Source organism: Devosia sp. LjRoot3, from assembly GCF_964252865.1.
GTDB lineage: Bacteria > Pseudomonadota > Alphaproteobacteria > Rhizobiales > Devosiaceae > Devosia.
This window is the reverse complement of the sequence record NZ_CAXUPK020000001.1, coordinates 814158-838342: the sequence shown is the minus strand read 5'-3', so window position 1 is coordinate 838342 and position 24185 is coordinate 814158. Positions and strand designations below refer to the sequence as shown.

Below are 24185 nucleotides of genomic sequence, written 5' to 3'. Positions count from 1 at the left end.
GAGAACACAATGCCCGCGCCGCACAACGCCTTCAAAAGCGCCCTGCAAAAGCACGAAAAGCAGATCGGCCTCTGGCTTGGCCTTGCCAATGCCTATACCGCCGAAATCTGCGCGGGCGCGGGCTTCGATTGGCTGGTGATCGATGGGGAACACGCGCCCAATGATCTGCCGCTGATGGTGGCGCAATTGCAGGCGATAGCGGCGTCAGGCGTGAGGCCAGTGGTGCGCGCGCCGATCGGGGAAACCTGGATCATCAAGCAATTGCTCGATATCGGGGCTCAGACCATTCTGGTGCCCATGGTGGAGAGTGCCGCCCAGGCGCGCGAACTGGTGCGGGCGGTCAATTATCCGCCCAAGGGTATTCGCGGGGTCGGCGCAGCCATGGCCCGCGCCTCGGCCTTCAACCGCATCCCGGATTATCTCACTACCGCGAATGACGAGGTTTGCCTGCTGGTGCAACTGGAAAGCCAGGTGGGGCTCACCACGCTCGAAGAGATCGCCGATGTCGACGGCGTGGACGGGATTTTCATCGGCCCCTCCGACCTTGCCGCCGATATGGGCTATCTCGGACGGCCCGGCGAGCCGGCGGTGCGGGCGGTGGTCGAAGATGGCATTGCCCGTATCCTGAAGGCGGGCAAGCCGGCGGGCATTCTAACCGCCGACACGAACCTTGCCGCGCGCTATCTGGAGTTGGGCGCGAGCTTCGTAGCTGTCGGTACCGATGTCACCCTGTTCTCACAGGCAACCTCCGCGCTCGCCACCAAATTCAAGACCGCCAACCCCAGCACATCCAAGACCAGCAGCGGCTACTGAAAGGCCTGAACCGGGACGTTTCCGCTCGTATTATTATTTAACGTGTGAAATATATTGACAGCCTCCCCCACCTAGCCCAAGCTGGATTTCAAATGAACGGTTCAAATAATGAACCAATAGAGGGCCTTACGAATGTCGACCAAGCATGCGGACCTCGTTCTGACCAATGGGCGGATCTACACCGTCGACGCGGTGGAACCCTGGGTCGAGGCCATCGCGATTGCCGATGGACGCATTCTGGCGCGCGGTAGCGCGACGGAGATGAGCGAGCTGGCAGGCGCTGCCACCCGCATTGTCGACCTCAGTGGGCGCTTCGCCATGCCGGGCATTGTTGATGTGCACAATCACGTCGTCATGGGCGGCCAGGCCGAACTTTTCGAGCTCGCTTTGCCCCGCGATGCACGGCTCGACACCATTATTGCGCTGGTCCGCGAAGCCGCTGAAAAGGCCGAGCCCGGCCAGTGGATTCTGGGCGCCGCCTGGGGCGCCGACGCCATTGCGGAACTGGATAATTCAGCGGCGCTCGCCGCGCTTGATGCGGCAAGCCTCGGGCATCCGGTCTGTCTGCGCGACGAGACGGCGCACAATCGCTGGGTCAATAGCGAGGCCATGCGCCTTTCCGGTATTACCGAAACGACGCCGGACCCGGACATGGGTTCGTTCGGCCGCGATGCCGCGACCGGCAAGCTCACCGGCATGATGATTGAGGCCGCCGCCGGCATTGTCGAGCGGGTGGCGAGCACGCATTTCACCGAAGATATGGGCATTGCCGCCGCTGCCCAGGCGATCAAGACGCTCAACTCCTATGGCGTGACCGGCTTTCTCGAAGCTGCCTCGATGCAATCGGTCATGGCGGCGGTGCATGGGCTCGACCAGCGCAACGCGCTGAGCGCCTGGGCCGTGATGGCCATGCCCGCCGTCGAACCGAACTTTCTGTTTGGTCTTGCCGGCGACGAGCTTTTTGCTCTGCGCGAAAACTATCGCGGCCCTCATGTGAAGCCGGATTTCGTCAAGATTTTCCTCGATGGCGTGCCCGGCGCGCGGACGGCGGCCTTTCACGAAGCCTATCTCGAAGACCCCATCCATGGCTGCTGCTTCCGCGGCAAGACCATGGTGACCTATCCCGACCTCGTGCGCTGGCTGGGCAAGTGCGAGGCCCAGGGGCTGGCGGTAAAGATCCACTGCGCGGGTGATGCGGCCGTGTCGCAAGCGCTGGATGCCATCGATGTGGTGCGCAGCTTTAATGGGCCGACCGATCTCATCCATCACATCGCCCACGCCTCCTATATCCACCCAGACGACTACAAGCGCTTTGCCGAACTGGGTGTCGCCGCCGACCTCTCGCCGATGATCTGGTATCCGACGACTTTCCTCGAAGGGCATCGGGCCGTTATGGGCACGGAGCGCGCGGAAAAGTTCTGGCCCAATGCCGATCTCATCAAGGCGGGCGCCCTGCTCGCGGGCGGTTCGGACTGGCCGGTCATTCCCAATCCCGATCCGTGGAACGGCATCGAGGGTCTCGTGACGCGCGAAAATCCCTCGGGGGCTTTTGCTGGCCAGGCTCTGTGGAAGGAACAGGCTGTCGATGTCGCAACTGCGGTTGCCATTTTCACGGTCAATTCGGCCAAGGCCATCGGTATCGAGGCCCTGACCGGGTCGCTGACCCCGGGCAAGTCGGCCGATATCATCGTGCTCGACCAGAACATTTTTGAGGTTCCGGCCAACCGGATTTCCCGCACCCAGGTGCTCACGACCTATTTTGAAGGTCGCGCCGTGTTTGAGCGGGCTTGAGCCATGGTTGAGGTGACCGGCAAACCGCTCGTTCCGGTGACGCTGGTCACCGGCTTTCTGGGCAGCGGCAAGACCACGCTGCTCAACCGTCTGCTCTCTGAACCGGCGCTCGATGGCACCGTTGCCATCATCAACGAATTCGGCGCCGTCGGACTCGATCACCTGCTGGTGGAAGTGACCGAGGAACGCTTTGCCCTTCTCGACAATGGCTGTGTCTGCTGCACTGTGCGCGACGATCTGGTGGAAACGCTGAAACGCCTGCCCGAGCGGCAGTCGCTCACGCGCGTCATCATCGAAACCACCGGGCTCGCCGATCCTGCGCCTATCCTCCACGCGCTGATGGTCGAGCCGGAGCTGGCGGCCACCTATCGCATCGATGGCGTGGTGACCACGGTGGACACGGTCAACGGTCTCGATACGCTTGCCCGCCACACCGAGGCGCGAAAGCAGGCCGGGGTGGCAGACCTGCTGCTCCTCACCAAGGCCGATATTGCTTCACCCGAGGCGGTTGTCGCGCTGCATACGGCGCTGGCCGGCATCAATGGCACGGCGATCCGCCGGGCGGCCGAGCACGGCGCAGTGCGGATGGACGATGTTCTGGGCGCGGGCGCTCCCCGCCATCTCGACCACGCGCTTGCCTGGTCCAAGGAGGCGGAGCACACCTGCGCTGATCCCACCTGCAACCATGCCGGGCACGCTCACCACCTCTCCGATATTGCGAGCCACGCCTTCATCATCGACGAGCCGGTGGAATGGGCGCGGTTGCGGCAATGGCTCGACCATTTTGCCGCGCTCAAGGGCGCCGACATGCTGCGCATGAAGGGGCTGGTCGCCATTGCCGAGCACCCCGAAGCGCCGCTGGTGCTGCACGGGGTGCAGCACATTTTTCACCCGCCGCAAAAGCTTGCTGCCTGGCCCTCGGCCGACAGGCGCACGCGGCTAGTGTTCATCACAAGAAATATTCCGCGCGAGACGATCGAACGAACCCTCAAGAAGTTCGTCGGGGTCTCGCCGGCAGGGATCAGAAGTGCCGCCTAGGAAGCGGCGCACTGAGTAAAGGGAAGGGAAAAACATGAAACGCCTTATCACGCTTTCCGTATTGGCAGGCACGACTTGCCTCGGTCTGGCCGCCATGACGAGTAGCGCCGCGGCCTCGGGGCCGACCTGCGATGGCGGGGTCATCCAGCTTGGCGGTGTGTCCTCGGTCACCGGTCCGGTCGTTTTTGCCGAGGTTCCAGACGCAGCCAAGGCTACGTTCGACCAGATCAACGCCAATGGCGGCATCAACGGCTGCAAGATCGAATATACGATTGCCGACGACAAGGCTGACCCACAGGTTGCGGCTCAGGCCGCCCGCGACCTGATCGACAACAAGGGCGTTGTCGCCATGGTCGGCGCCGGTTCGCTGCTCGAATGCGCCGTGAATGCCGGCACCTATGCCGACAATAATGTGATGGCCGTGCAGGGCCTCGGCGTTGATGCCGCCTGCTTTGCCAGCCCCTCGGTGTCTCCGGTCAATGTCGGCCCCTTCACGCTGACGACGGCCATGCTGCAATTCGCCGATACGCAGCTCAAGGACGAAAAGCTCTGCGCCTTCTTCTACATCGCGGGTGGCACAGCCGAGGCTTATACCAATGCCATCAAGCGCTGGGAGCAGATCTCGGGCAAGACCATCCACGTGCTCGACCTCACCCTGCCAGTGCAGGGCGACCTGACCGCCTATGCCCTCAAGGCTCGCGACGCCGGTTGTGACGCGGTGCTGACCAACCAGGTCGAGCCGCAGATCGTGCAGTGGATCAACACCGTGGATGCCCAGAAGCTCGAAGGCATCGACTGGCTGTTCCTCGCCCCCGGCTATTCGGAAGGCGTGGCATCGGCCCTGGCCACCAGCCAGCAGCCGATCTATGTCGGCACCGAATGGGAGCCCTATACCGAGGCTTCCGACGCTAACAAGGACTGGGCGGCCGCCATGGACGCTGCCGGCATGAAGAAGACCGCCTTCACCCAGGGCGGCTATCTCGCAGCCACCATCATGGCTGACGTGATCAAGTCGATCGATGGCCCGGTGACCCGTGAATCGGTTACAGCCAAGCTCAAGGAGGGCATCGAGATGCCCTACTCGATCATCGGCTCGGCCTATAAGTTCGGTGATGCGCCATCGCACGCTTCCATGCAGGCGACCAAGGTCATGCAGCTCAAGTCCGGCGCCTGGACGCTGAATACGCCCGAATGGGTTATTCTGCCCTAAGGGCTGATCGCCTCAGCTGAACAGGTGGCCCTGCGCGCTCAATGCAGTCGGGCCACCTGAATCACCTAGCCATCTGGAGACGCGATGAACTCGCTCCTGACTCCCGCCGTGGCCGGCCTGTCGGCTGGCGGCGCTTATGCCATCTTAGGCGTCTGCGCCATCTTCACCTACCGGCTCGTTGCCGTGGTGAACTTCACCGGCGCTGCAATTGGTGCTGCCGGCACCTTCGTCATGGTCGCCCTGACCGAACACGGCATGCCGCTCTTTCCTGCCGTCATCATCGGCATTCTGGCCGGCGCGCTTGTCGGCGTGGTGATCGGCGGCGTGATGACCAAATGGTTTTCCGGCGCTTCCGCCACCACCAAAGCCGCCGTCACCGCGGCGCTGCTGGTCGGCATCATCGCGCTCGGCCTGCGCCTGACCGGCGGGCAGCGCCCGCATCTCTTCCCCGATCTCGTTTCCGGCTCGGCCTTCCGCTTCGCCGGCGTCGAGGTGACCTGGGGCTCGGTGCTAACAGTGACGCTGGCCGTGGGCCTGACCATTGCCTCGGACCTGTTTTTGGCGCGGACCCGGACTGGCCTACAGATGCGGGCGCTCTCCGAACGCCCCATGGCGGCCGAACTGATTGGCATTCGTGTGCGTGTCCTTGCCTTGGCCGTCTGGGGCATCATGGGGGCGGTCACCGCCTTTGCCATGATGATCATCGCCCCGCTGCGCTCGCCCGATTTCATGTCGCTGAGCCTCTTGGTCGTGCCGGCCCTGGCCGCCGCGCTGATCGGCGCCTTCCGCTCGTTCCGCGCCGCGCTTCTGGGTGGCGTGCTGATCGGCATTGTCGAAGGCATGGTTTCGGCACTCGAATTCGGGGCGCGCTTCCGCGGCGTTGTGCCCTTCCTCGTCATCCTGATCGTTCTTTTGTGGTCGCAACGTGGAGCCCGCTGGGATGCCGCACGCTAGCACTCGGGCGGCCCTTTCGACCGCTATCTCGATAGCCGTTGTCGCCGCACTGATCTATTTCCTCCTGCCCAAATACTGGGTCTATATCATCACGCCGGTCTTCATCGTCGGCGTTACGCTGCAAAGCCTCGGGCTCGTTACCGGCCGCACTGGAATGATCTCGCTGGCGCAGATGTCCTTTGCTGGTGTCGGCGCCTGGGTCACCGGCTATCTCAATGTCGCCCAGTTTCCCGGCGGTCTCATCGTCTGGATGATCATCGGGGGTCTCGCCGCCGTTCCTGTCGGCATTGCCATCGGCCTGCCGGCGCTGCGCCTGCGCGGCATCAACCTCGCCATTGTCACGCTCGGTTTTGCCGCGGCCTTTGACTCGGTGCTGGGGACCATCACCTATCCAGGCCAGACCGCTTTCATCAAAGTAGCGCAGCCGGCCTGGTTCAAGGGCGACTATGGCTATTTCACCCTGGTGGTGCTGGTCTACATCGTCATCGCCGTGGGGCTCGAATATATCAGCCGCTCGCGCCTCGGCGCGTCGTGGCTCGCCGTGCGCCATTCGGAACGCGCGGCCGCCGCGCTCGGGGTTTCGGTGCCCAAGGCCAAGCTCTCGGCCTTTGCGCTTTCCGCCTTCATTGCCGGTGTTTCCGGGGGCCTGCTGGCCGGTTATCTTGGCACGCTGGTCGCCGACAATTTCAACATGATGCAGTCCCTGGCGCTCTTTGCCGTGGCGACCATGGCCGGTGCGCATCTGACCCAGGGCGCCATTATCGGCGGCGTGCTGATCACACTCTTCCCAGAACTGCTGCGCCGGCTAAACCTGCCGCAGGACGTGGGCAGCGTGTTCTTTGCCCTTGGCGCGGTGCAGGCACTATCCACGGGGGAAACCATCGGGGAAACCTGGGCCCGGCTCTTCCGCAAGGTAGTGCCGCGGCGCAAGGGAGCTGACCTGACCGGCGCGGCCACTGGCCTCGCTCCGGCAACCAAGCACGCCAGGGGCGTTGCCCTTGAGGTGAAGGACGTCACGGTCCGCTATGGCAATGTGGTGGCGCTCGATGGGGTCAATCTCACCGTGCCGGCCGGCAAGGTCGTCGGGCTAATCGGGCCCAATGGCGCGGGCAAGTCGACCATGGTTGATGCGATCACCGGCTTCTTCCCCTCCTACAAGGGCTCGGTGCTGCTGAACGGCACCGCGCTAGAGGGCAAGTCAGCGACAGCACGGGCCCTCTTGGGCATTCGTCGCACCTGGCAGACGACGCGGATCGCGGCGGAACTGACGGTGGGCGAATATATCAGGCTCGCTGCAGGTCCCATCAGCCATACCGAACTGACGGCCGTGCTCGACTGGATCGGTTGCCCCGGTCCGGATACCCCGATTGCGTCGGTCGATGCGGGTACGCGCCGGCTGCTCGATGTGGCCGGCGTGGTGGCGGCGCGTCCGCCAGTCATCCTGCTCGATGAGCCCGCTGCCGGGCAATCCTATGCCGAAGCGATCCGGCTCGGAGCGCGCATCGCCGAAATCCCGGAAAAATTCGGCTCGGCCGTGCTGCTGATCGAACATGACATGGATCTGGTGCGCCGCGCCTGCTCGAGCATAACCGTGTTCGATTTCGGCCGCGTCATCGCCTCGGGACCGCCGCAACTGGTGCTGGCCCTGCCTGTCGTCCAAAAAGCCTATATGGGCATCGAGCCGGAAGGAGCGGTGGCATGAGCGCGCTCGCTATCGAAAACCTCGTCGTCAATCGCACCGGCATTCCGGTGGTGCGGGGCGTCAATCTCATCGCCAAGGCCGGCGAGATCAGTGTGTTGCTCGGCTCCAATGGGGCCGGCAAGACCACGCTGCTCGAAGGGATTTCGGGGGTCATTCCGGCCAGCGGGCGCATTGCGCTCGATGGCGCCGATCTCACCCGCAGCCTTGCCGGCCATCGCGCCCGCGCCGGGCTCAGCCATGTCGAACAGGGGCGCACCGTGTTCGGCGAAATGACCACCGAGGAAAACCTGCGCGTGGCGCTGCATCCCAGTGCCAGCCTCGACCAGGCCTATGCGCTCTTTCCTGAACTCGTACAGCGGCGCACGGTGCTGGCCGGCATGCTTTCGGGCGGCGAACAACAGATGCTGGTCATTGCCCGCTCGCTTGTCGGCCTGCCCAAAGTGGTACTGATCGATGAAATGTCAGCAGGACTCGCCCCGGTCGTTGTCGGTCGATTGATGAGCGCGGTGCGCAAACTGGCCGATAGCGGCGTGGCCGTGGTGCTGGTGGAGCAGTTTGCCGCGCTGGCCCTCGCCATCGGCAATCGCGCCTATGTGCTTCGGCGCGGGCAGATGGTGTTTGAAGGTGGCTGTGCGGAATTGGCCAAGGACCCGGCCCGGTTGCATCATCTCTATCTCGGTGACGCCGGGGAAACGGGCGCCGAGGAAACGAGGCAACACGCCTAAAGCTAAAAATCAAAACCCTGTGGACGCCAGGGACAAAAGAAACGGGAGGGCTTGGCCCTCCCGTTTTGCTTCAGAGGCTTGCTAGAGCCGTATTGAGGGCGGCGATGATGGTGCCGACTTCGTCCGATGTCAGGATCAGCGGCGGGGAGAGGATGATATTGGGACCCGAAATGCGGATCATCACGCCCTCTTCATAGGCCGCCTCGGCAACCCGGGCCATGACCTTCTTGTCGGCCGATTTCTTGCTCGCGCGGTCGGAGACGAGTTCGATAGCGGCCATCAGGCCCTGCGAACGCACGTCGCCAATCACCTCGTGGCGGGCCAGCAAGTCCTGCAGCCCGGCCGCAAGTTCGACGCCACGACGCTGGGCATTGTCGGCAAGGCCGAGCCGCTGCGTTTCAGCGAGGGCCGCAAGGCCGGCAGCGCAGCCTACGGGGTGGCCGGAATAGGTATAGCCATGACCGATGGCGCCAAAGCTGGTTTTGTCGGTCTCGAAGGCATCGGCCATTTTCTGGCCGATCAGCGTGGCGCCGAGCGGGAAATAGCCCGAGGTAATGGCCTTGGCGATGCACATCATATCCGGCTTTACGCCCCAGAGGCGCGAGCCCGACCAGGCGCCGGTGCGCCCAAAACCGGTCACCACTTCATCGGCAATGAGCAGAATATCGTGCTTGTCGCAAATGGCGCGGACCGCCGGCATGAAGGTTTCGTGCGGGACGATGACGCCGCCTGCCCCCAGAACCGGCTCCATGATGAAGGCGGCAATGGTGTCGGCACCCTGGAAGGCGATTTCGTCTTCGATGGCGGCGATGACGAGCTGGGTCAGCTTGGCCGGGTCAGTCTCGTTGAAGGGATTGCGATAGGTCCAGGGAGCCGGCGCGTGGAAGAAACCCGGCATAAGCGGTTCGTAGTTGCGGCGGAAATTGGCATTGCCATTGGCCGAAGCGCCACCGAAATGGGTGCCGTGATAGCCCTTTTTCAGCGCCAGGAATTTGGTGCGGTCAGCCTGGCCGCGGATCTTCCAATATTGCCGGGCAAGACGCAAGGCCGTTTCAACCGAATCCGAACCGCCCGAGGTGAAGAAGGCACGCACCATGCCTTCGGGAGCGAAGAACTGGCTCAGTTCATAGGCCAGTTCGATCGAGGGCGCGGTGGAGGTGCCGCGAAAACCCGAATAATAGGGCAAGGCGTCGAGCTGACCGGCAATCGCCGCTTTGATCGGGGCCGAGCTATAGCCGAGATTGACGTTCCAGAGCCCGCCGACCGCGTCGAGCAATTCGCGGCCGTGAATATCGGTGACGCGCGTACCCGTGCCACCGGTGATGATCTTTGGCGGGTTGGCATGCATATCGGCCGGATGGGCCATGGGGTGCCAGATCGCGCGTGCGTTCTGCTCGATCAGGAAATTGTCGTCGCGCATGAAGATGCCCTCATTTGATTGCGAGGCCGAAATAGGCCAGCGCCTCGCCATAGGATTGGGATGGATTGGTGACGTCGAAATGCACCGCCTTCATGCCGACACGCCGCGCGCCATCGACATTGCGCATCTGGTCATCGACGAAGACACAGGCCTCGGCCGGCAGGCCGAGCGCGTCGGTGACAAAGCCATAGGCGCGCGGATCGGGTTTCAGGATACCGGTATAGGTGGCATCAACCACCAGCTCGAAATGTTTGAGGAGCGGCAGCTTGCTGCGGAAATCGGCGCCGTAGAAAAGGTCCAGCTCGTTGGAAAGAATGGCGAGGCGATAGCCGGCCGCATGGACGGCCTTGATGGCGCGACGGGCTTCGGGGCGGATCACCGCATCGGGATCGGCACCACGGGCGCGGATGACGAAGGTCTGCATGTCCTTCCAATCCTCGCCGACCAGCTGGCCGACCTCATGGGTGCGGCGGTGCCAATAGTCGCGCTCGGAAATCTCGTCGCGCTGCATGCTCTGCCAGAGCGGATCGGAACTGGTATCGAACGGCCCGCGCCAGGAGAGCGTGCCGGGAGATAGGCCGAGGCTCGCTTCGGTGAGGTCATGGGTTTCAAACAGCGTCTTGGAAATGACGCCGCCGAAATCGAGAACAAGCGCCTTGGCGCCGAACGCGCTCATGCTGCGACCTCATTGGGCTGGCCGGCGGGGACAACACCCTCGGCAATCCAGCGGTCGAGAATTTCGAGCGCCTTTTCGACAAAGAGCGTGCTGTTGATATGGGCGTCGATGACGTGGAGGGTGGCCGGCTCCACGATGGATGTTTTCATTTCATCGACAAAGGCGGCGAGCGCCTCTGGATCGTGGAAAGGCTCGCCTTCCTGATCCCATTGTTCAATGCCGGCCGAGGGCAAGATGACCGCCACGGGGGCCTTGGCCATGGACAGTTTCGCCCCGATCTTGCGGGCGACGGCGCGCCGCACCTCGGCATCGGCGGTGACCATGCCGATGAGGCGATTGTGGGCATAATAGGTGCGATCCCCAAGATGGGCCGGAGGCGGCTGCCAGGCGGGCATGTCGATCATGTCGATGGCGCCGGGGGCGACGATCTGCGGAATGCCGGCAAGCCCGGCATTTTCGAGCCGATCCGGCCCGGAATTGACCACCGAGCCATTGTGAAAATTGGCCAGTTCCTGCAGGGAGAAATCCATGACGGCGGCAAAACCGTTCTGGGCGGCGATGGCTTCGAGCGCCCGCCCGCCCATGCCCGTGGTGTGAAAAACCACCAGCTCATAGCCGCGCTTTTCGAGCGCCGGCTTGAGATCGACCATGTAGTTGAGGCAGGCTTTTCCCAATGAACTCATGCCAATGACCGGCCTTGTGCGCACCGGCGCAACGACGGCACGGGCTGCGCCCACCACGGCACCAGCGGCTTGCGACAGCACGGCCTTGCACACGCTATTGAGCCCATAGAGCCCGCCGGCCCAGAGGATCATCATCAGGTCGGTGGCAATGCGGTCGGGCGGTAGCAGATGGGAATAGGCAATGGTCGAAACCACGAATTTGGGCACGCCCAGCGGCAGGGCCAGAGCGACGTCGAGCGCCAGATCGGTGCCCATGGTGCCGCCAAGGGCAATAAAGCCATCGATGCGGCCTTCGGCATGAAGGGTTTTGGTGAGCTTGGCCGCTCCCTCGGCCATCAGCGTCATGGCCGAGAGTTCATCGCCCCCGGCTGTCGCGGCGGCAATGGAGGTACCGGCGGCGGCAAGCACGGCGTGCTTGTCGAAATCAGGGCGATAGGGCGGATCGCCCAAAATGCTCACATCCATGGCGATGGGCTCGCCACCGGCTTCCTTTATGCAATCGGCGATAAAGCGCAGTTCTTCGGCCTTGGTGTCACCCGTACCGATAACGAGAATTCTGGGACGGCTCATCGTGTCCTGTCTTTGGTGTTGGTGGCGCGGCCGTTGAGGCGGGCCGAAATCTTGCCGGCGGCGAGCATGACGGCGCGGCCATGGCGTTCCGCCGTATCGCCGCTGGCGCGGACCGCCGGGGAAGCGACGGCCAGGGCGCCAATCGGCAGACCCCCACCATCGAGAATGGCGGCGCCGACGCTGAACACGCCCTGCGCCCGGCCCTGATCGCTGATCGAATAGCCACGCTGGCGGATCTCGCCGAGATGCTGGCGCAGGAGGTTGGGGGCAGTCAGCGTGAAGCGCGTGTGTCGCTCCAGCGGCCGGCTCAAATAGGCGTCGACGTAGTCGGGACGCGCCGCCGCCAGAAAGGCGAGACCAGAGGCCGTGGCATGGAGGGGAAAGCGGTCGCCGATCGACACCGATATCCGGTTGGCCTGCGGCGATTCCTCGACATAGACGGACGTCAGAAAGTCCGTGTCGAATTCGGAGAGATGCGCGGTTTCGCCGGTTTCTTCGGCGAGAGCAACGACGAAGGAGCGGGCGCTTTCGAGGAATGGAAAATGCGCTTCGCGAATGCGGGCAAAGCGCACCAGGGCCGGCCCCAGGCGATAGAGCCGCGTCGTCTCGTTCTGCTCGATCATGCCGTGGCTGGCGAGCGACAGCAGCAGGCGCCTGGCGGTCGCCTTGTCGAAGCCGGTGAGGCGCGCCAGCTCGGTCAACCCCAATTGCGGGCGATGCACATCGAAGGCTTCCAGCAGGGTGACGGCCTTGCCAACTGTACTCATGTTCGCCCCTTCAAAACCTGCCGGTAGAAGCCTCAAGACCACGCCAGGCCCTGGATTTTGGCATGCTTGATTATTTAACGTGTGAAATATATTGACACCCCATGAGGAAGTTTGCAAGGCTCATGTTGAAATCGAGGTTCAACTAATGAACCCAAGCAGAAGCAGCTTTCACGGAGGACGACATGCTCGATCAGGCAGGTATCGACAGGCTCGCCAGCGCGCCCATTACGCCGCAGGAGCACCTGATCAACGGGGTCCGCGTGAGCGCGGAACAACGTCTCGACGTGGTCAGCCCGATCGATGGCAAGGTCATCACTTCAATTGCCGATGCCAGCGCCGAGGATGTGGATCGGGCCGTCGTGGCGGCGCGGGCGGCCTATGACAAGGGCACATGGTCGCGCTCGGCCCCGGCCTTTCGCAAGAAGGTGCTGCATCGGCTGGCCGATCTCATCGAAGCCCATGCCGTGGAACTGGCCGTGCTCGGCGTGCGCGACAATGGCACTGAGATCAGCATGGCCTACAAGGCCGAACCACTCTCGGCAGCGGGCAGCTTCCGCTACTATGCCGAAGCCATCGACAAGATTTACGACCAGATCGCCCCGACAGCGCCTGATGTGCTGGCGCTGATCCACCGCGAGCCATTGGGCGTTGTGGGCGCCATCGTGCCCTGGAACTTTCCGCTCATGATCGGAGCCTGGAAGATCGCTCCGGCGCTGGCGGCAGGCAATTGCGTGGTGCTGAAGCCGGCAGAAATAGCCTCACTGAGCCTGTTGCGACTGGGCGAACTGGCGTTGGAAGCGGGATTGCCGCCGGGCGTTTTCAATGTGGTTACCGGGCGCGGCGCCAGTGCCGGCAAGGCGCTGGGCCTCCATATGGATGTCGATGCCCTCGCCTTTACCGGCTCGGGTCCGGTGGGCCGGAAACTGCTGGAATATTCGGCCCAGTCGAACATCAAGCGGGTGTTTCTCGAACTGGGCGGCAAATCGCCCAATGTGGTTTTTGACGATGTCGCCGACATCGACAAGGCGGTGAAGGTGAGCGCGGCCGGGATTTTCCGCAATTCGGGACAGGTTTGCGTCGCCGGCTCCCGCCTCATCGTGCAGGAGGGCATTTATGATGCCTTCATGGAAAAGCTCGTGGCAGCGACAGGCAAGATGAAGGTCGGCAATCCGCTTGATCTTGCAAGCGACATCGGGGCCGTTGCCAGCGCCGAGCAATTGCAAAAGGACCTCGGCTTTGTCGAAACCGCCCGAACCGAAGGCGGCACGGTGCTTACGGGTGGCGCGCGAGTGAATGTGGAAAGCGGCGGCTTCTATATGGCGCCAACCATTGTCGCCGATGTTACGCCCGAAATGGCTCTCTCCCGCGAAGAAGTCTTTGGCCCCGTATTGGCCGTAACCCGGTTCAAGACGGCGGAAGATGCGGTGCGCATTGCCAATTCCACCGTCTATGGCCTGGCCTCGGCGGTCTGGACCTCAAGCCTGACGACGGCGCACAGCATGGTTCGCGCCATCAATGCCGGCATTGTACACGTCAATACCTATGGGGGCTCCGACATGACGGTGCCGCTGGGCGGGTTCAAGCAATCCGGCTTCGGGCGCGACAAGTCCCTGCATGCCCTCGACAAATATACCGACCTCAAGACTGCCTGGATCGATCTCAAATGAGCATTGCCGCTTCCAATACGACCAGCATTGACGCCCTGATCGACATCGAGCAGCAGCGTTTTGCCGATAACCATCCCCGCTCGCGGGCGCTGTGGGAGGAGGGCAAGGAGCACTTTCTCTATGGCGGCCCCTCGCACTGGATGCGGCGTTGGGCCGGCGGTTTTCCCGTCTATGTCGAGAGCGCTCGCGGGGCGCATCTCACCGATGTCGATGGCAAGAACTATGTCGATTTCTGCCTCGGCGATACCGGCGGCATGTGCGGCCATGCGCCCGAGGCCGTCACGGCGGCGGCCGTAGCGCAATTGCAGCGCGGCACCACGACCATGCTGCCGACCGAGGATAGTCTCTGGGTCGGCAAGGAACTGGCGCGCCGCTTTGGCCTGCCCTATTGGACCCTGACCACTTCGGCCACCGACGCCAATCGCGGCGCCATCCGCTTTGCCCGCATGGTCACCGGCCGCGACAAGGTGCTGGTCTTTTCCGGCTGCTATCATGGCGGGGTCGAAGAGGCCCATGTCGAAATCCGCGACGGCAAGGTGGGCCTGCGCAACATGATCCATCCCAATGGTGTCGATCATGCCCGAGTCTCGAAGGTAGTCGAATTCAACGATGCCGAGGGGCTGAAGGCGGCGCTGGCGGACCGCGACGTCGCGGTCGTGCTGATGGAACCGCTGATGACCAATTTCGGCATGATCCCGGTGGCCGAGGGTTTTCTTGATCTCGTGCGGGAAGAGACGCGAAAAACCGGCACGCTGCTCATCATCGACGAGACCCATACCATATCGAGCGGCCCCGGCGGCTATACGCGCAGCCATGGCCTTGAGCCTGACTTCTTCGTTGCCGGCAAGGCCATTGCCGGCGGCATTCCGGCCGGCATATTCGGGGTTTCGCAGGAAACCGCCGAGCGCATCTGGCAGGCCGTGCCCTATGTCAATCCGCGCCAGCGCCAGTCGGCGCATCTGGGCATTGGCGGCACGCTGGCCGGCAATGCGCTGACCATTGCCACCATGCGGGCCGTGCTCGAATCCATTCTCACCGAGGCCAATTTCGAGGTGATGATCGCCAACGCGCAGCGCTTGGCCGAAGGCGCGCGCGGCATTATCGCCAAATACAACCTGCCCTGGCATGTCACCCAGATCGGCGCGCGGGCCGAAATCATGTTCACGCCCACGCCACCACGCAATGGCGCCGATGTCATCGCCACGCGACGCGGCGATCTCGAAACGCTGCTGCATGCCTTTTACATGAACGAGGGCATTTTGGTGACCCCGTTCCACACCATGTTCCTGATGTGTCCGGCGACAACAGCGGAAGATGTCGATCACCACACGCACGTGTTCGAGAAATTCGTGCAGCACATTTCCGCTGCGGGCGTGCTGTGATGGCTTTTTCGCTGGCGGGCAAGGTGGCGCTGGTTACCGGCGGCGGACGCGGCATTGGCGCGGCGATCGTAACGCGCTTTGCCGAGGCCGGCGCCAAAGTGATCGTGGCGAACCGGACGGTGGAGCACGCCCAGGACCTGGCGGAAGCGCTGGGCGCGCAGGGGCTCGATGTAGGCCCCCTGCCCCTGCCCGGCACGAGCCGCGCGGAACTGACCCGGCTTGTCGATGGGGTCGCCGAACAGTTTGGGCGGCTCGACATTCTGGTCCACAATGCTGGCGGCTGCCCCTGGGCCAGCCTTGAAGAGCTTGACGAAGAAAAACTCGATGCCGCGCTCGACATCAATCTCAAGGCGACGTTCTGGCTGGCGCAAGCCGCCGTTCCGCACATGAAGCGGCAGAAGCATGGGCGCATTCTTGTGACGTCGTCGGTTTCGGCGCGCGTGGCCATGGGCGGTGGCGCGCATTATTCGGCCGCCAAGGCCGGCGTAAATGCCTTTATCAGGGGTGCAGCACTGGAGCTGGCGCGCACCGGGATTACCGTCAATGGCGTCGAGCCCGGTTTCATCGCGAAGCCCGGCCGAGGCAAAATGGGAACGCCGGAGATGATGGCCAAGCTCGGGGCGGCCATCCCCATGGGGCATATGGGTGAGCCCGACGACATCGCCTATGCCATGTTGTTCCTCGCCAGTGATGAGGCCAAATACATGACGGGCCAGACCATTGTGGTCGATGGCGGCTCGACCCTTCCCGAAACCGGTTTTGCCGTGGAAGCGCTCTTTGGAGACCAGCAATGAGTGGTCGTTTGCATGGCAAGACCGCCATGATCGTCGGCGCTGCCACCGGCATGGGCCGCGCCACCGCTGAACGCTTTGCCGCCGAAGGCGCCGATCTCGTGCTGTTTGGGCTCGGCGGAACAATGCTCGACGAGGTTGCCCGCGCCACCAATGGGCGTGCGGTGCATGGCGACGTCACCAAGCGGGCCGAAGTCGAAGCGGCTATCGCAGCCTGCAAGGACACGCTCGACATCGTGGTCAATGCCGCCGGCATCATTCTCACTGATGATCCCGAAACGGTGACCGATGAAGGCTGGGAACGCACCTTTGCCGTTAACACGACCGGCGCCATGAATGTATGCCGCGCGGCGCTGCCACAGCTCCGGCAGCGGGGTGGCGCAATCGTCAATATCGCTTCGGTTGCGGCCTTCAATAGCGGCCCTGGCATGGCGAGCTATGCCGCGAGCAAGGCGGCGCTGGTTGCCTATACACGTTCCATCGCCAATGCCTATGGGGCCGATGGCGTGCGGGCCAATGTGCTGGCGCCGGGCTGGGTCAGAACGCCGATGAGCGAAATGGAAATGGACGAATTGGCGCGTCGCAATGGTACGAGCCGCGAGGAAGAATTCGAACTGGTACGCCAGCGCATCGGCCTCAAGCGCATCGCCGACGCTTCCGAAATCGCCGCCTGCTGCCTGTTTCTCGCCAGCGATGAGGCTTCGTTCGTCACGGGGGCCGTCCTGCTCGCCGATGGCGGCGGGCGCGCTCCGGTGAGCAATCGGGCGGTGTAGGACTTGACCCAAGGGATCGGGCGCTATTGTCTGATCCCATCCAACGGCTGTGGGAGGCGAAGTTGGAACTGCTGCATAATCAGAGCCTTGTCCGGCAGAACTGGACCGCGACGCCCTATGACCAATGGGCGGACGATCTGCATTCGATCTGCGGCCATTTCAATCCGGTGACCGTTGCCCGTGGCGACAAGGTTTTCGGGGCCGCGCGCGGTATCGATGTGGGCGGCATGAGCTTTGCCCATGTTTCCAACAATCTCGACCGCGTGCATCGCTCAATGGAAGACATCAGGCGCGACAGCAATGAACACCTGTTCCTCATTGTCCAGATCGAGGGCTGGTGCGGCGTCGAGCACTTTGGGCGACAGAACCGGCTGGAAGTCGGCGATTGCATTCTGGTGGATTCCACCAAGCCCACAACCTTCCATTTCGAGGGGCAGTTTTCCAACCACCTCTCCATGCACCTGCCCCGCCAGGTGATGTATTCCGATGTGCGGATCGACTTCGATATCGCGCGAAAGCTCAACTCTGGCGATCCCATGGCGATCATGCTGCGTGCCCTCATCGCCAAGATCATGTCCGCCCCAGCCTCAGGCGCCGGCTCGCCGCATTTGCGCGAACTGATCTTCAATGCCACACGCCAAGCCTTCATTTCCGAAGGCGAGCCGGAGCCGGTAGGCATCAATGACGGTGCGACCAAGCGGCTCGAAATCGTCGATGTACTGATCGACCGGCACCTGACCGAAAGCGATCTCGGCGCAAAATGGCTGGCGACACAGGTGGGCGTGTCGATCAGGACGCTGCAGGAGGATTTTCAGGGACTCGGCGTGACCTGCACCACCGTCATTCGCGACAAGCGGCTCCGCCTTGCGCGGGAAAAGATCGAGCAGATCCGTAGCGGGCAATCGAACCTGACCATTGCCGAGGTGGCCTATTCCACCGGCTTCAACGACATCTCCTATTTCAACCGCAGTTTTAAGGAGATGTTTGAATGCGCCCCGCGGGACCTGCTGCGCTGAGGGGCTACCGCGCTTTTGTCCAAATCGCGCCGCGCCCGTTTCCAAGACGGAGCCAATTCACCGTCCCATAGTGCTCCCAAAAATCGGGGGAGAAACCGGACATGAATTCTTACAACCTCTTCATTGGCGGTCGGTCTGTACCGACGGCCCAGTATGCCGAGGTCAAAAACCCGTCGACGGGGGAAGTCGTCGGCCTGATGCCGCTGGCGGGCAAGGAGCAGCTTGACGAGGCCGTTGCCGCAGCGCGTGAAGCCTTCAAGAGTTGGAGCAAGACCGATGACGCGGAGCGGCAGCGGGCCTGCCACGCCATTGCCGATCAGATCCAGGCCAATTCCGAAGACATCGCGCAGCTTCTTACCCGCGAACAAGGCAAGCCGCTCAATGGCCTGGGCTCGCGCTTTGAAATGGGCGGCGCCTATGCCTGGACGCGCGCCACCGCTGATCTCGCTTTGCCCGTGGAAGTCTTGCAGGACAGCGAAGACGGAAGGGTAGAGCTGCACCGCAAACCCATTGGCGTTGTCGGTTCGATCACGCCCTGGAACTGGCCGGTGATGATCGCCTGCTGGCACATCATTCCGGCAGTGCGGGCGGGCAATACCGTGGTCATAAAACCATCGCCGCTGACCCCGCTTTCCACCATCCGGCTGGTTGAACTCATCAGCCAGGTCTTGCCGCCCGGCGTCGTCAATGTGGTCACCGGCGAAAACAGCATTGGGGCAGCGCTCTCGGCCCATCCCGATATCGCCAAGATGACCTTTACCGGCTCGACCGAGACCGGCAAGAAAATCATGTCTTCGGCCGTTGCGACGCTGAAACGCCTGACGCTTGAGCTGGGCGGCAATGATGCCGGTATCGTGCTGCCCGATGCCGATCCCAAGGCGATTGCCGAGGGGCTGTTCTGGGGCGCTTTCATCAATAATGGCCAGACCTGCGCGGCCCTGAAACGCCTTTATGTGCATGACAGCATCTATGACGCGGTCTGCGAGGCGCTGGTTGATTTTGCCCGTACCGTGCCGGTGGGTGATGGGCAGGATGAAGCCAATCTGCTGGGCCCCGTGCAGAACGAAATGCAGTTCAACAAGGTGCGCGACATGGTGGAGGACGCCAGGGCGAAGGGCGGGCGCGTTCTCCTTGGTGGCACGCCCGCCAATGGGCCGGGCTATTTCTATCCCATTACGCTTGTGGCCGATGTCGATCATGGCGTGTGGCTCGTTGACGACGAGCAGTTTGGTCCGGTGCTGCCGATCATCCGCTATAGCGATATTGACGAGGTCATTGCCCGCGCAAATGCCAATCCGGCGGGGCTCGGCGGCTCGATCTGGTCGGCGGATGCCGCCAAGGCCAAGCGCTATGCCACCCAGCTCGAATGTGGCTCGGTCTGGATCAACAAGCATGGCGCCATCCAACCCAACGCGCCCTTTGGCGGGGTCAAGCAATCCGGCTTCGGGGTGGAATTCGGTGCCGATGGCCTGAAGGAGTTCACCATTCCCCAGACGGTGCTGAGCTGACCATGGCGCAGTTTGACTATATCATCGTCGGCGGCGGATCGGCCGGCTGCGTCCTGGCCAACCGGCTTTCGGAAAACCCGGCGCATAGCGTCCTGCTGATTGAATCGGGCAAGCGCGACAGCGATCCCTGGATTCACATTCCGGCGACATTCTTCAAGGTTATCGGCAAGGGTGAGGCCATTCACCCCTATGCCTCGGAATCAGAGCCGGGCCTCAATGGCAGGCCCAGCATCGTGCCGCAGGGCAACGTGCTGGGCGGCGGCAGTTCGGTGAATGCGATGATCTATATTCGCGGCCATCGCAACGACTATGACCATTGGGCCGAACTGGGCTGCAAGGGCTGGTCCTATGATGATGTGCTGCCTGCGTTCAAATCGCTGGAGAATAACGAAACTCTCGATGGGCCCTTCCACGGGCGCAAAGGCAGCCTCTTCGTCTCGAACCCACGCCACCGCCATCCGCTGAGCCAGGCATTTGTTACCGCCGCCACCGAAACGGGCATCCCCGCCAATGCCGATTTCAACGGCGACAACCAGGCCGGTGCCGGCTTTTATCAAAGCACCACGCATAATGGACGTCGCTGGAGTTCGGCCCAGGCTTTTCTGCGCGAGGCGGAACAGCGGAAAAACCTGACCATCCTTACCGAAACCAGGGTGCAGCGCATTGTCATCGCCGACAAGCGCGCCGTGGCGGTCGAACTGCAGGATGGCACAGGGCACGAAGCGCGGCGCGAAATCGCGCTCACGGCCGGCGCTATCGCCACGCCGCGCATTTTGCAGCTTTCCGGCATCGGCAATGGGGAGGAGCTGTCGGCTCTCGGCATTGCGGTGGCGGCCGACCTGCCCGGCGTGGGTGAGAACTATCAGGATCATCTCGAAGTGCCGGTGCAGGGCGAGACACGCGATCCGCTCTCTATCCTTGGCCATGATAAGGGCATTACCGCTGCCCTCCATATGCTCAACTACCTGGTGCGCCGTCAGGGCCTGCTCACCTCCAACGTCGTGGAATGCGGCGGCTTCGTCGATACATCGGGCAGCGGCCAGCCGGATGTGCAGTTTCATGTCCTGCCGACGTTGATCGGCTTTGTCGATCGCGAGCCCGAGCCCGGCCACGGCCTCTCGATCAATCCCTGCTTCCTGCGCCCGCGCTCGCGCGGCACGATCAAGCTGCGTTCGGCCGACCCGCATGAAAAGCCGCTGTTCAATGCCAATGCGCTCTCGGACCCGGCGGATGTCGAAACGCTGGTGCGCGGGGTAAACCTCAGCATTCGCATTCTCGAAGCGCCGGCCCTCAAGAGCATTCTGAAACGTCGCGTGCTGCCCAAGCCGGGCGTCGAAAGCGATCCGCAGGCACTGCGCGACTATATCAGGCAAACGGCCAAAACCGTGTTCCATCCCTCGGGAACCGCCCGCATGGGCGCCAGGGAGGACCGCATGGCCGTGGTGGGACCGGACCTCAAAGTGCATGGCATCGAGGGCCTGCGCGTCTGCGACGCCTCGGTCATGCCCACCCTGGTTTCGGGCAATACCAACGCCCCGGTGATGATGATCGCGGCGCGGGCCGCCGCCTTCATGACCGGCAAGGCCATCGCGCGCTGACCACGGAGGGAAACAATCTTGGCCGAAATCCTGCTCGAGCGTGGCACCGGCCGGGATTTCGGCCGCGTTGCCCAAAACCTCTTCGGCAATGTTCGCCTCGATTTTCTGGGCGGCGATGAGAATGATAGCGACCTGACCTCAGTGCGCCTGGGCGAGTGCCGGCTATCCCGGCTCTCGGCCGGCGCGCATCTGGTTTTTGGGGAGGACGTGGCGCGCCATTCCTATGACCCGGATGCGATCAAGCTGATCATCCAGTCGCACGGCCTCTCCGAAATCGTGCAGGGCGGGAAGAAGGCCCGCGTCAGCCGCGATGCTGCGATCATCTATGATCCGACGCGGCCCTATATGCTCGCCAATCCCGAGCCGGTGGAACTGCTGCTGCTGCAAATTCCCCGGGCCGCCCTGCCCGCCGAAACTGTCGCGGGCCTCGACCAACCGCGCACCGCTGGCCCGAGCCAGCTCGGGCTGCAAGCCGTGCTGCTCTCCCTGATGCGCTCGACCTTTGACGAGGTCGAGCGGCTCGATGCTGTCGCCCGCGCGAGCATAGGCCAGACCATGACTGGCCTCGTGCGCACAATGCTTGAGGCCGATCCCATGACCGAGGAGAATGACACTACGGGCCTCGATCTGCTGCGCCGCCGCGTCGAAGCCTATTTCCGAGCTAATCTGGATCGCAGCGATCTTTCCATTGCGGAAGTCGCCCGCCGCATGGGCTGCACACCGCGCTATGTGTTTCGCGCCTTTGCTGCCGAGGCCACGACGCCTTCGGATTATCTGTGGAACCTGCGGCTCGAAGCGGCGCATCAGCGCCTGCTCTCAGGCCAATATGCCGGCCAATCCATTTCGGAAATTGCCTTCGGTGTCGGCTTTTCCTCCAGCGCGCATTTTTCCCGCGCTTTTCGCAGCCGCTACGATATGGCCCCCCGCGACCTCCGCCGTCAGGCGGAAGGTCGCTGAAGGCTTTTGGCACTAGCGCATCGCTTCGGCGACGCGCAGCGTATCGGTGAACTGCTCGAAACGCCTGAGCAGGCCGCCACCGGCGCCCCAGACATGGACGACGCGGGCATTGAAAGTCTTGCCGGTGCCCTTGTGCTTGGCCGTATAGGTGCCGATAGCCACGGCATCGTCGCCGGCATCGAGCAGGCGCTCGAGCGTGAAGGTGTAGCCATCGAATTGCTGGCCAAGCACCTCGAAGACATTTTTGAAGATTTCGTCCTTGCCGACATAGGTGCCGGCGCAGGGAAAACCATCCATTTCCGTCCAGCGGCAATCGGGCGCTATATCGGCCAACATGCCGTCGAGGTCATGACGCAGATTGGCGTCGTAGTGGGCTCTGGCGAGTTCGTAGGTGCTGCGCATCCCTGAAAATCCTCAGACTGGGTCCCGGCCCGGCAGGTAGAAGGTCGTGGAAGCCTTGCGGATAAAGGCGCCGGCTGGGCTATTTTGAATGCGGCCATCTCCGGCAATGCCCAGGAACTTGCCGGTCGAACGCATGTCCTTGAAATTGTAGAAGAAGGTCGAAGCCACCGCGATCTTGAACTCGCGGAAGGTGAAGACATATTGGTCCTCGTCGAACTTGTAGGTCGTGGTCAGATCGACATCGCCATGGCCGCGCTGCACACCCACAAGGCATTGCCAGCAATAGCGCTGTGAGGAGAGGTAGGTGTGTTCATAGACATGGTTGGGGCTATAGGTGAAATGCGCGCGTAGACCGATGAGGTCGCGCGTTTCGGCGGGCACTGGCCCAGTCGGAGGCACCGAAATATCGCCGACGATGCCGGCGCGAAACACCTGCGCCACCTGCGGTTCGCCCACCGACACGTCCTTGTCGCGCACGACGGAATAGATCGAAAGCGCGCGGCGGGAGACGGTATTGATGACAATGGTTTCCGCCTCGGTGGGGCGGGAGGCGAAGATGATCTCGACAAAGTAGGTGCTTGGAGCGACCTCGACGACCTCGCATGCGTCCTCCGCGCTCGCGCCGCCATCCGACCAGGTCACTTTGCCCTTGCCAAAGCCGAGGGTAAGCACGCGCCCATCCTCGAAGGTCACTGTGTGGCTGGCGCCAACCAGCGCGTCGCTTGCCGGCAACCGATTGGTGTCGATGCCATAGGCGAACTGATCGTAAGTTTTCCAATCCTTGGGGTTTTCGACCGCCATAAAGATCTCCTCCAGTTTTTTATTGAACGAAGGCGAGCGTGGGCAGATCGACGGTGCCCGCACCGCCATCCACCGTCACCACCGCGCCATTGACCATCGCCGCCTCACCTGAGGCGAGGAAGCACACCACATTGGACACATCCTCGGCATCGGCCGGACGGCCGAGCGGCACATCCTTGGTCACGAGGGCATAGGCATCCTCGATGCTGGCAAGGCCGCGCATCTTGGCGAGAGCCGCCATCTGGTCGTCGGCCATGGCCGTGGTGACCCAGCCGGGACAGACCGTATTGGTACGCACGCCAAAACGGCCATAATCGCGGGCGAGGGACTTTGCGAGGCCGATGCAGCCATGCTTCATGGTGACGTAGCCGGCAGCATCGGGCCCGGCGAAAAGTCCGGCAATCGAGGCCAGAACGACGATATTGCCCTTGCGCTCGATAAGAGCGGGCAAGGATTCGCGTGCGCTGACAAAGGCGGTGTTGAGGTTGAGTTGGACCGCCAGGGCCCAGGTTTCATCGCTCATGGAAATGGTGGGGCCGACGCCATGCCCGCCGGCATTGGCGATGAGAATATCGAGCCCGCCGAACTGTTCGACAATACCTGATACCGCCGCCTTCATGCTGGCGCCATCGGAGGCATCGGCGGCAAAGACCGCAGCGCCGATTTCATCGGCCACGGCTTGCAGGGGTTCGCGGCGACGGCCGACCAGGGCGACATTGCCACCCTCGCTCCTGATCCGCCGCGCCACGGCAGCACCGATGCCCGTACCCCCGCCCGTTATCAACGCCGTCTTACCTGCGAAACGCATGAAACCCTCCCTGGTTATGCAAAAGGTGGCCGCAAACGGCTCTCCTGTCTCGTCTGGGAGCGAATTGAAACTTGACTGAAAGCGAACTCGCCCCGCCTTCGCGCCAGCTTTTGGCAATGCTCCCTATCCCTGT

General features: G+C 62.8%; 22 protein-coding genes. 15 read left to right on the top strand and 7 right to left on the bottom strand.

Going from position 1 to position 24185, the window contains the following annotated elements; genetic code table 11:
* Window positions 1-9 precede the first annotated feature (9 nt).
* The 7 genes from hpaI (at window position 10) to ACSQ2A_RS04025 (ending at window position 8233) form a co-directional block, all read left to right on the top strand.
* Window positions 10-813: a 4-hydroxy-2-oxoheptanedioate aldolase gene (gene hpaI / locus ACSQ2A_RS04055; RefSeq protein ID WP_436071181.1), complete on the top strand. Its 804-nt coding sequence runs from the start codon at window positions 10-12 to the stop codon at window positions 811-813.
* A 132-nt stretch (window positions 814-945) separates the two neighbouring features.
* Window positions 946-2604, top strand: coding sequence for an amidohydrolase (locus tag ACSQ2A_RS04050; RefSeq protein WP_436071180.1), 1659 nt, complete (start codon window positions 946-948; stop codon window positions 2602-2604).
* Between the two features lie 3 nt (window positions 2605-2607).
* On the top strand, window positions 2608-3642 hold the full coding sequence (locus tag ACSQ2A_RS04045) for a CobW family GTP-binding protein (protein ID WP_436071179.1): 1035 nt from the start codon (window positions 2608-2610) through the stop codon (window positions 3640-3642).
* A 34-nt stretch (window positions 3643-3676) separates the two neighbouring features.
* A complete protein-coding gene (locus tag ACSQ2A_RS04040; RefSeq protein ID WP_436071178.1) occupies window positions 3677-4852 on the top strand; it encodes an ABC transporter substrate-binding protein in 1176 nt (391 codons plus the stop codon).
* Window positions 4853-4936: 84 nt separating this feature from the next.
* The gene (locus ACSQ2A_RS04035; protein ID WP_436071177.1) at window positions 4937-5806 is read left to right on the top strand and encodes a branched-chain amino acid ABC transporter permease; all 870 of its coding nucleotides are present in this window, start codon (window positions 4937-4939) and stop codon (window positions 5804-5806) included.
* Window positions 5793-7508 carry a branched-chain amino acid ABC transporter ATP-binding protein/permease gene (locus ACSQ2A_RS04030; protein ID WP_436071176.1) on the top strand — a complete coding sequence of 572 codons (1716 nt, stop codon included), beginning with the start codon at window positions 5793-5795 and terminating at the stop codon, window positions 7506-7508. Before ACSQ2A_RS04035 ends, ACSQ2A_RS04030 begins: the two co-directional genes overlap by 14 nt.
* Window positions 7505-8233 (top strand): ABC transporter ATP-binding protein, encoded by a 729-nt coding sequence (locus ACSQ2A_RS04025; RefSeq protein ID WP_295410374.1) that lies wholly within the window; start codon window positions 7505-7507, stop codon window positions 8231-8233. The genes ACSQ2A_RS04030 and ACSQ2A_RS04025 overlap by 4 nt, the downstream gene beginning before the upstream one ends.
* 70 nt (window positions 8234-8303) lie before the next feature.
* Here ACSQ2A_RS04025 and ACSQ2A_RS04020 read toward each other — a convergent pair whose 3' ends face one another.
* From ACSQ2A_RS04020 to ACSQ2A_RS04005, 4 genes are read right to left on the bottom strand one after another with little or no spacing between them, the layout of a single operon-like run.
* Window positions 8304-9653, bottom strand: a complete 1350-nt coding sequence (locus tag ACSQ2A_RS04020; protein ID WP_436071175.1) for an aminotransferase class III-fold pyridoxal phosphate-dependent enzyme — start codon at window positions 9651-9653, stop codon at window positions 8304-8306.
* 10 nt (window positions 9654-9663) lie between these two features.
* Window positions 9664-10329: an HAD-IA family hydrolase gene (locus tag ACSQ2A_RS04015; RefSeq protein ID WP_436071174.1), complete on the bottom strand. Its 666-nt coding sequence runs from the start codon at window positions 10327-10329 to the stop codon at window positions 9664-9666.
* Window positions 10326-11582: a Tm-1-like ATP-binding domain-containing protein gene (locus tag ACSQ2A_RS04010; protein WP_436071173.1), complete on the bottom strand. Its 1257-nt coding sequence runs from the start codon at window positions 11580-11582 to the stop codon at window positions 10326-10328. Before ACSQ2A_RS04010 ends, ACSQ2A_RS04015 begins: the two co-directional genes overlap by 4 nt.
* Complete coding sequence (locus ACSQ2A_RS04005; RefSeq protein WP_436071172.1) at window positions 11579-12349, bottom strand: IclR family transcriptional regulator; 771 nt, start codon at window positions 12347-12349, stop codon at window positions 11579-11581. The genes ACSQ2A_RS04010 and ACSQ2A_RS04005 overlap by 4 nt, the downstream gene beginning before the upstream one ends.
* Window positions 12350-12531: 182 nt before the next feature.
* Between ACSQ2A_RS04005 and ACSQ2A_RS04000 the strand changes: the two genes are divergently transcribed.
* From ACSQ2A_RS04000 to ACSQ2A_RS03965, 8 genes are all read left to right on the top strand, one after another.
* The gene (locus tag ACSQ2A_RS04000; protein WP_436071171.1) at window positions 12532-14016 is read left to right on the top strand and encodes an aldehyde dehydrogenase; all 1485 of its coding nucleotides are present in this window, start codon (window positions 12532-12534) and stop codon (window positions 14014-14016) included.
* A complete protein-coding gene (locus tag ACSQ2A_RS03995) occupies window positions 14013-15398 on the top strand; it encodes a transaminase (RefSeq protein WP_436071170.1) in 1386 nt (461 codons plus the stop codon). The genes ACSQ2A_RS04000 and ACSQ2A_RS03995 overlap by 4 nt, the downstream gene beginning before the upstream one ends.
* Window positions 15398-16192 carry an SDR family oxidoreductase gene (locus ACSQ2A_RS03990; protein ID WP_436071169.1) on the top strand — a complete coding sequence of 265 codons (795 nt, stop codon included), beginning with the start codon at window positions 15398-15400 and terminating at the stop codon, window positions 16190-16192. The genes ACSQ2A_RS03995 and ACSQ2A_RS03990 overlap by 1 nt, the downstream gene beginning before the upstream one ends.
* On the top strand, window positions 16189-16962 hold the full coding sequence (locus ACSQ2A_RS03985; protein WP_436071168.1) for an SDR family NAD(P)-dependent oxidoreductase: 774 nt from the start codon (window positions 16189-16191) through the stop codon (window positions 16960-16962). Before ACSQ2A_RS03990 ends, ACSQ2A_RS03985 begins: the two co-directional genes overlap by 4 nt.
* A 62-nt stretch (window positions 16963-17024) precedes the next feature.
* Window positions 17025-17978 carry a helix-turn-helix domain-containing protein gene (locus ACSQ2A_RS03980; protein ID WP_436071167.1) on the top strand — a complete coding sequence of 318 codons (954 nt, stop codon included), beginning with the start codon at window positions 17025-17027 and terminating at the stop codon, window positions 17976-17978.
* Between the two features lie 101 nt (window positions 17979-18079).
* A complete protein-coding gene (locus tag ACSQ2A_RS03975) occupies window positions 18080-19486 on the top strand; it encodes an aldehyde dehydrogenase family protein (protein ID WP_436071166.1) in 1407 nt (468 codons plus the stop codon).
* Between the two features lie 2 nt (window positions 19487-19488).
* The gene (locus tag ACSQ2A_RS03970; protein ID WP_436071165.1) at window positions 19489-21084 is read left to right on the top strand and encodes a GMC family oxidoreductase; all 1596 of its coding nucleotides are present in this window, start codon (window positions 19489-19491) and stop codon (window positions 21082-21084) included.
* 18 nt (window positions 21085-21102) lie between these two features.
* The gene (locus tag ACSQ2A_RS03965) at window positions 21103-22041 is read left to right on the top strand and encodes a helix-turn-helix domain-containing protein (protein WP_436071164.1); all 939 of its coding nucleotides are present in this window, start codon (window positions 21103-21105) and stop codon (window positions 22039-22041) included.
* A gap of 12 nt (window positions 22042-22053) precedes the next feature.
* Here the strand turns inward: ACSQ2A_RS03965 and ACSQ2A_RS03960 are convergent, their stop codons facing one another.
* Genes ACSQ2A_RS03960 through ACSQ2A_RS03950 form a run of 3 tightly spaced genes read right to left on the bottom strand, consistent with a single transcriptional unit; the run spans window position 22054 to window position 24052 of the window.
* Window positions 22054-22443 (bottom strand): nuclear transport factor 2 family protein, encoded by a 390-nt coding sequence (locus ACSQ2A_RS03960; RefSeq protein ID WP_436071163.1) that lies wholly within the window; start codon window positions 22441-22443, stop codon window positions 22054-22056.
* Window positions 22444-22455: 12 nt separating this feature from the next.
* Window positions 22456-23244, bottom strand: a complete 789-nt coding sequence (locus ACSQ2A_RS03955; RefSeq protein ID WP_436071162.1) for a MoaF C-terminal domain-containing protein — start codon at window positions 23242-23244, stop codon at window positions 22456-22458.
* 19 nt (window positions 23245-23263) lie between these two features.
* On the bottom strand, window positions 23264-24052 hold the full coding sequence (locus tag ACSQ2A_RS03950; RefSeq protein ID WP_436071161.1) for an SDR family NAD(P)-dependent oxidoreductase: 789 nt from the start codon (window positions 24050-24052) through the stop codon (window positions 23264-23266).
* Window positions 24053-24185 lie beyond the last annotated feature (133 nt).

Excerpts from the sequence above, each read along its gene's own strand:
- ACSQ2A_RS04005 (WP_436071172.1), bottom strand. The coding sequence starts at position 12,349 with ATGAGTACAGTTGGCAAGGCCGTCACCCTGCTGGAAGCCTTCGATGTG.
- ACSQ2A_RS04050 (WP_436071180.1), top strand. The coding sequence starts at position 946 with ATGTCGACCAAGCATGCGGACCTCGTTCTGACCAATGGGCGGATCTAC.
- ACSQ2A_RS03975 (WP_436071166.1), top strand. The coding sequence starts at position 18,080 with ATGAATTCTTACAACCTCTTCATTGGCGGTCGGTCTGTACCGACGGCC.
- ACSQ2A_RS04035 (WP_436071177.1), top strand. The coding sequence starts at position 4,937 with ATGAACTCGCTCCTGACTCCCGCCGTGGCCGGCCTGTCGGCTGGCGGC.
- ACSQ2A_RS04000 (WP_436071171.1), top strand. The coding sequence starts at position 12,532 with ATGCTCGATCAGGCAGGTATCGACAGGCTCGCCAGCGCGCCCATTACG.
- ACSQ2A_RS04010 (WP_436071173.1), bottom strand. The coding sequence starts at position 11,582 with ATGAGCCGTCCCAGAATTCTCGTTATCGGTACGGGTGACACCAAGGCC.
- ACSQ2A_RS03990 (WP_436071169.1), top strand. The coding sequence starts at position 15,398 with ATGGCTTTTTCGCTGGCGGGCAAGGTGGCGCTGGTTACCGGCGGCGGA.
- ACSQ2A_RS04045 (WP_436071179.1), top strand. The coding sequence starts at position 2,608 with ATGGTTGAGGTGACCGGCAAACCGCTCGTTCCGGTGACGCTGGTCACC.
- ACSQ2A_RS03970 (WP_436071165.1), top strand. The coding sequence starts at position 19,489 with ATGGCGCAGTTTGACTATATCATCGTCGGCGGCGGATCGGCCGGCTGC.
- ACSQ2A_RS04040 (WP_436071178.1), top strand. The coding sequence starts at position 3,677 with ATGAAACGCCTTATCACGCTTTCCGTATTGGCAGGCACGACTTGCCTC.
- ACSQ2A_RS04015 (WP_436071174.1), bottom strand. The coding sequence starts at position 10,329 with ATGAGCGCGTTCGGCGCCAAGGCGCTTGTTCTCGATTTCGGCGGCGTC.
- ACSQ2A_RS03955 (WP_436071162.1), bottom strand. The coding sequence starts at position 23,244 with ATGGCGGTCGAAAACCCCAAGGATTGGAAAACTTACGATCAGTTCGCC.
- ACSQ2A_RS03985 (WP_436071168.1), top strand. The coding sequence starts at position 16,189 with ATGAGTGGTCGTTTGCATGGCAAGACCGCCATGATCGTCGGCGCTGCC.
- ACSQ2A_RS04020 (WP_436071175.1), bottom strand. The coding sequence starts at position 9,653 with ATGCGCGACGACAATTTCCTGATCGAGCAGAACGCACGCGCGATCTGG.
- ACSQ2A_RS04030 (WP_436071176.1), top strand. The coding sequence starts at position 5,793 with ATGCCGCACGCTAGCACTCGGGCGGCCCTTTCGACCGCTATCTCGATA.
- ACSQ2A_RS03960 (WP_436071163.1), bottom strand. The coding sequence starts at position 22,443 with ATGCGCAGCACCTACGAACTCGCCAGAGCCCACTACGACGCCAATCTG.
- hpaI (WP_436071181.1), top strand. The coding sequence starts at position 10 with ATGCCCGCGCCGCACAACGCCTTCAAAAGCGCCCTGCAAAAGCACGAA.
- ACSQ2A_RS04025 (WP_295410374.1), top strand. The coding sequence starts at position 7,505 with ATGAGCGCGCTCGCTATCGAAAACCTCGTCGTCAATCGCACCGGCATT.
- ACSQ2A_RS03950 (WP_436071161.1), bottom strand. The coding sequence starts at position 24,052 with ATGCGTTTCGCAGGTAAGACGGCGTTGATAACGGGCGGGGGTACGGGC.
- ACSQ2A_RS03995 (WP_436071170.1), top strand. The coding sequence starts at position 14,013 with ATGAGCATTGCCGCTTCCAATACGACCAGCATTGACGCCCTGATCGAC.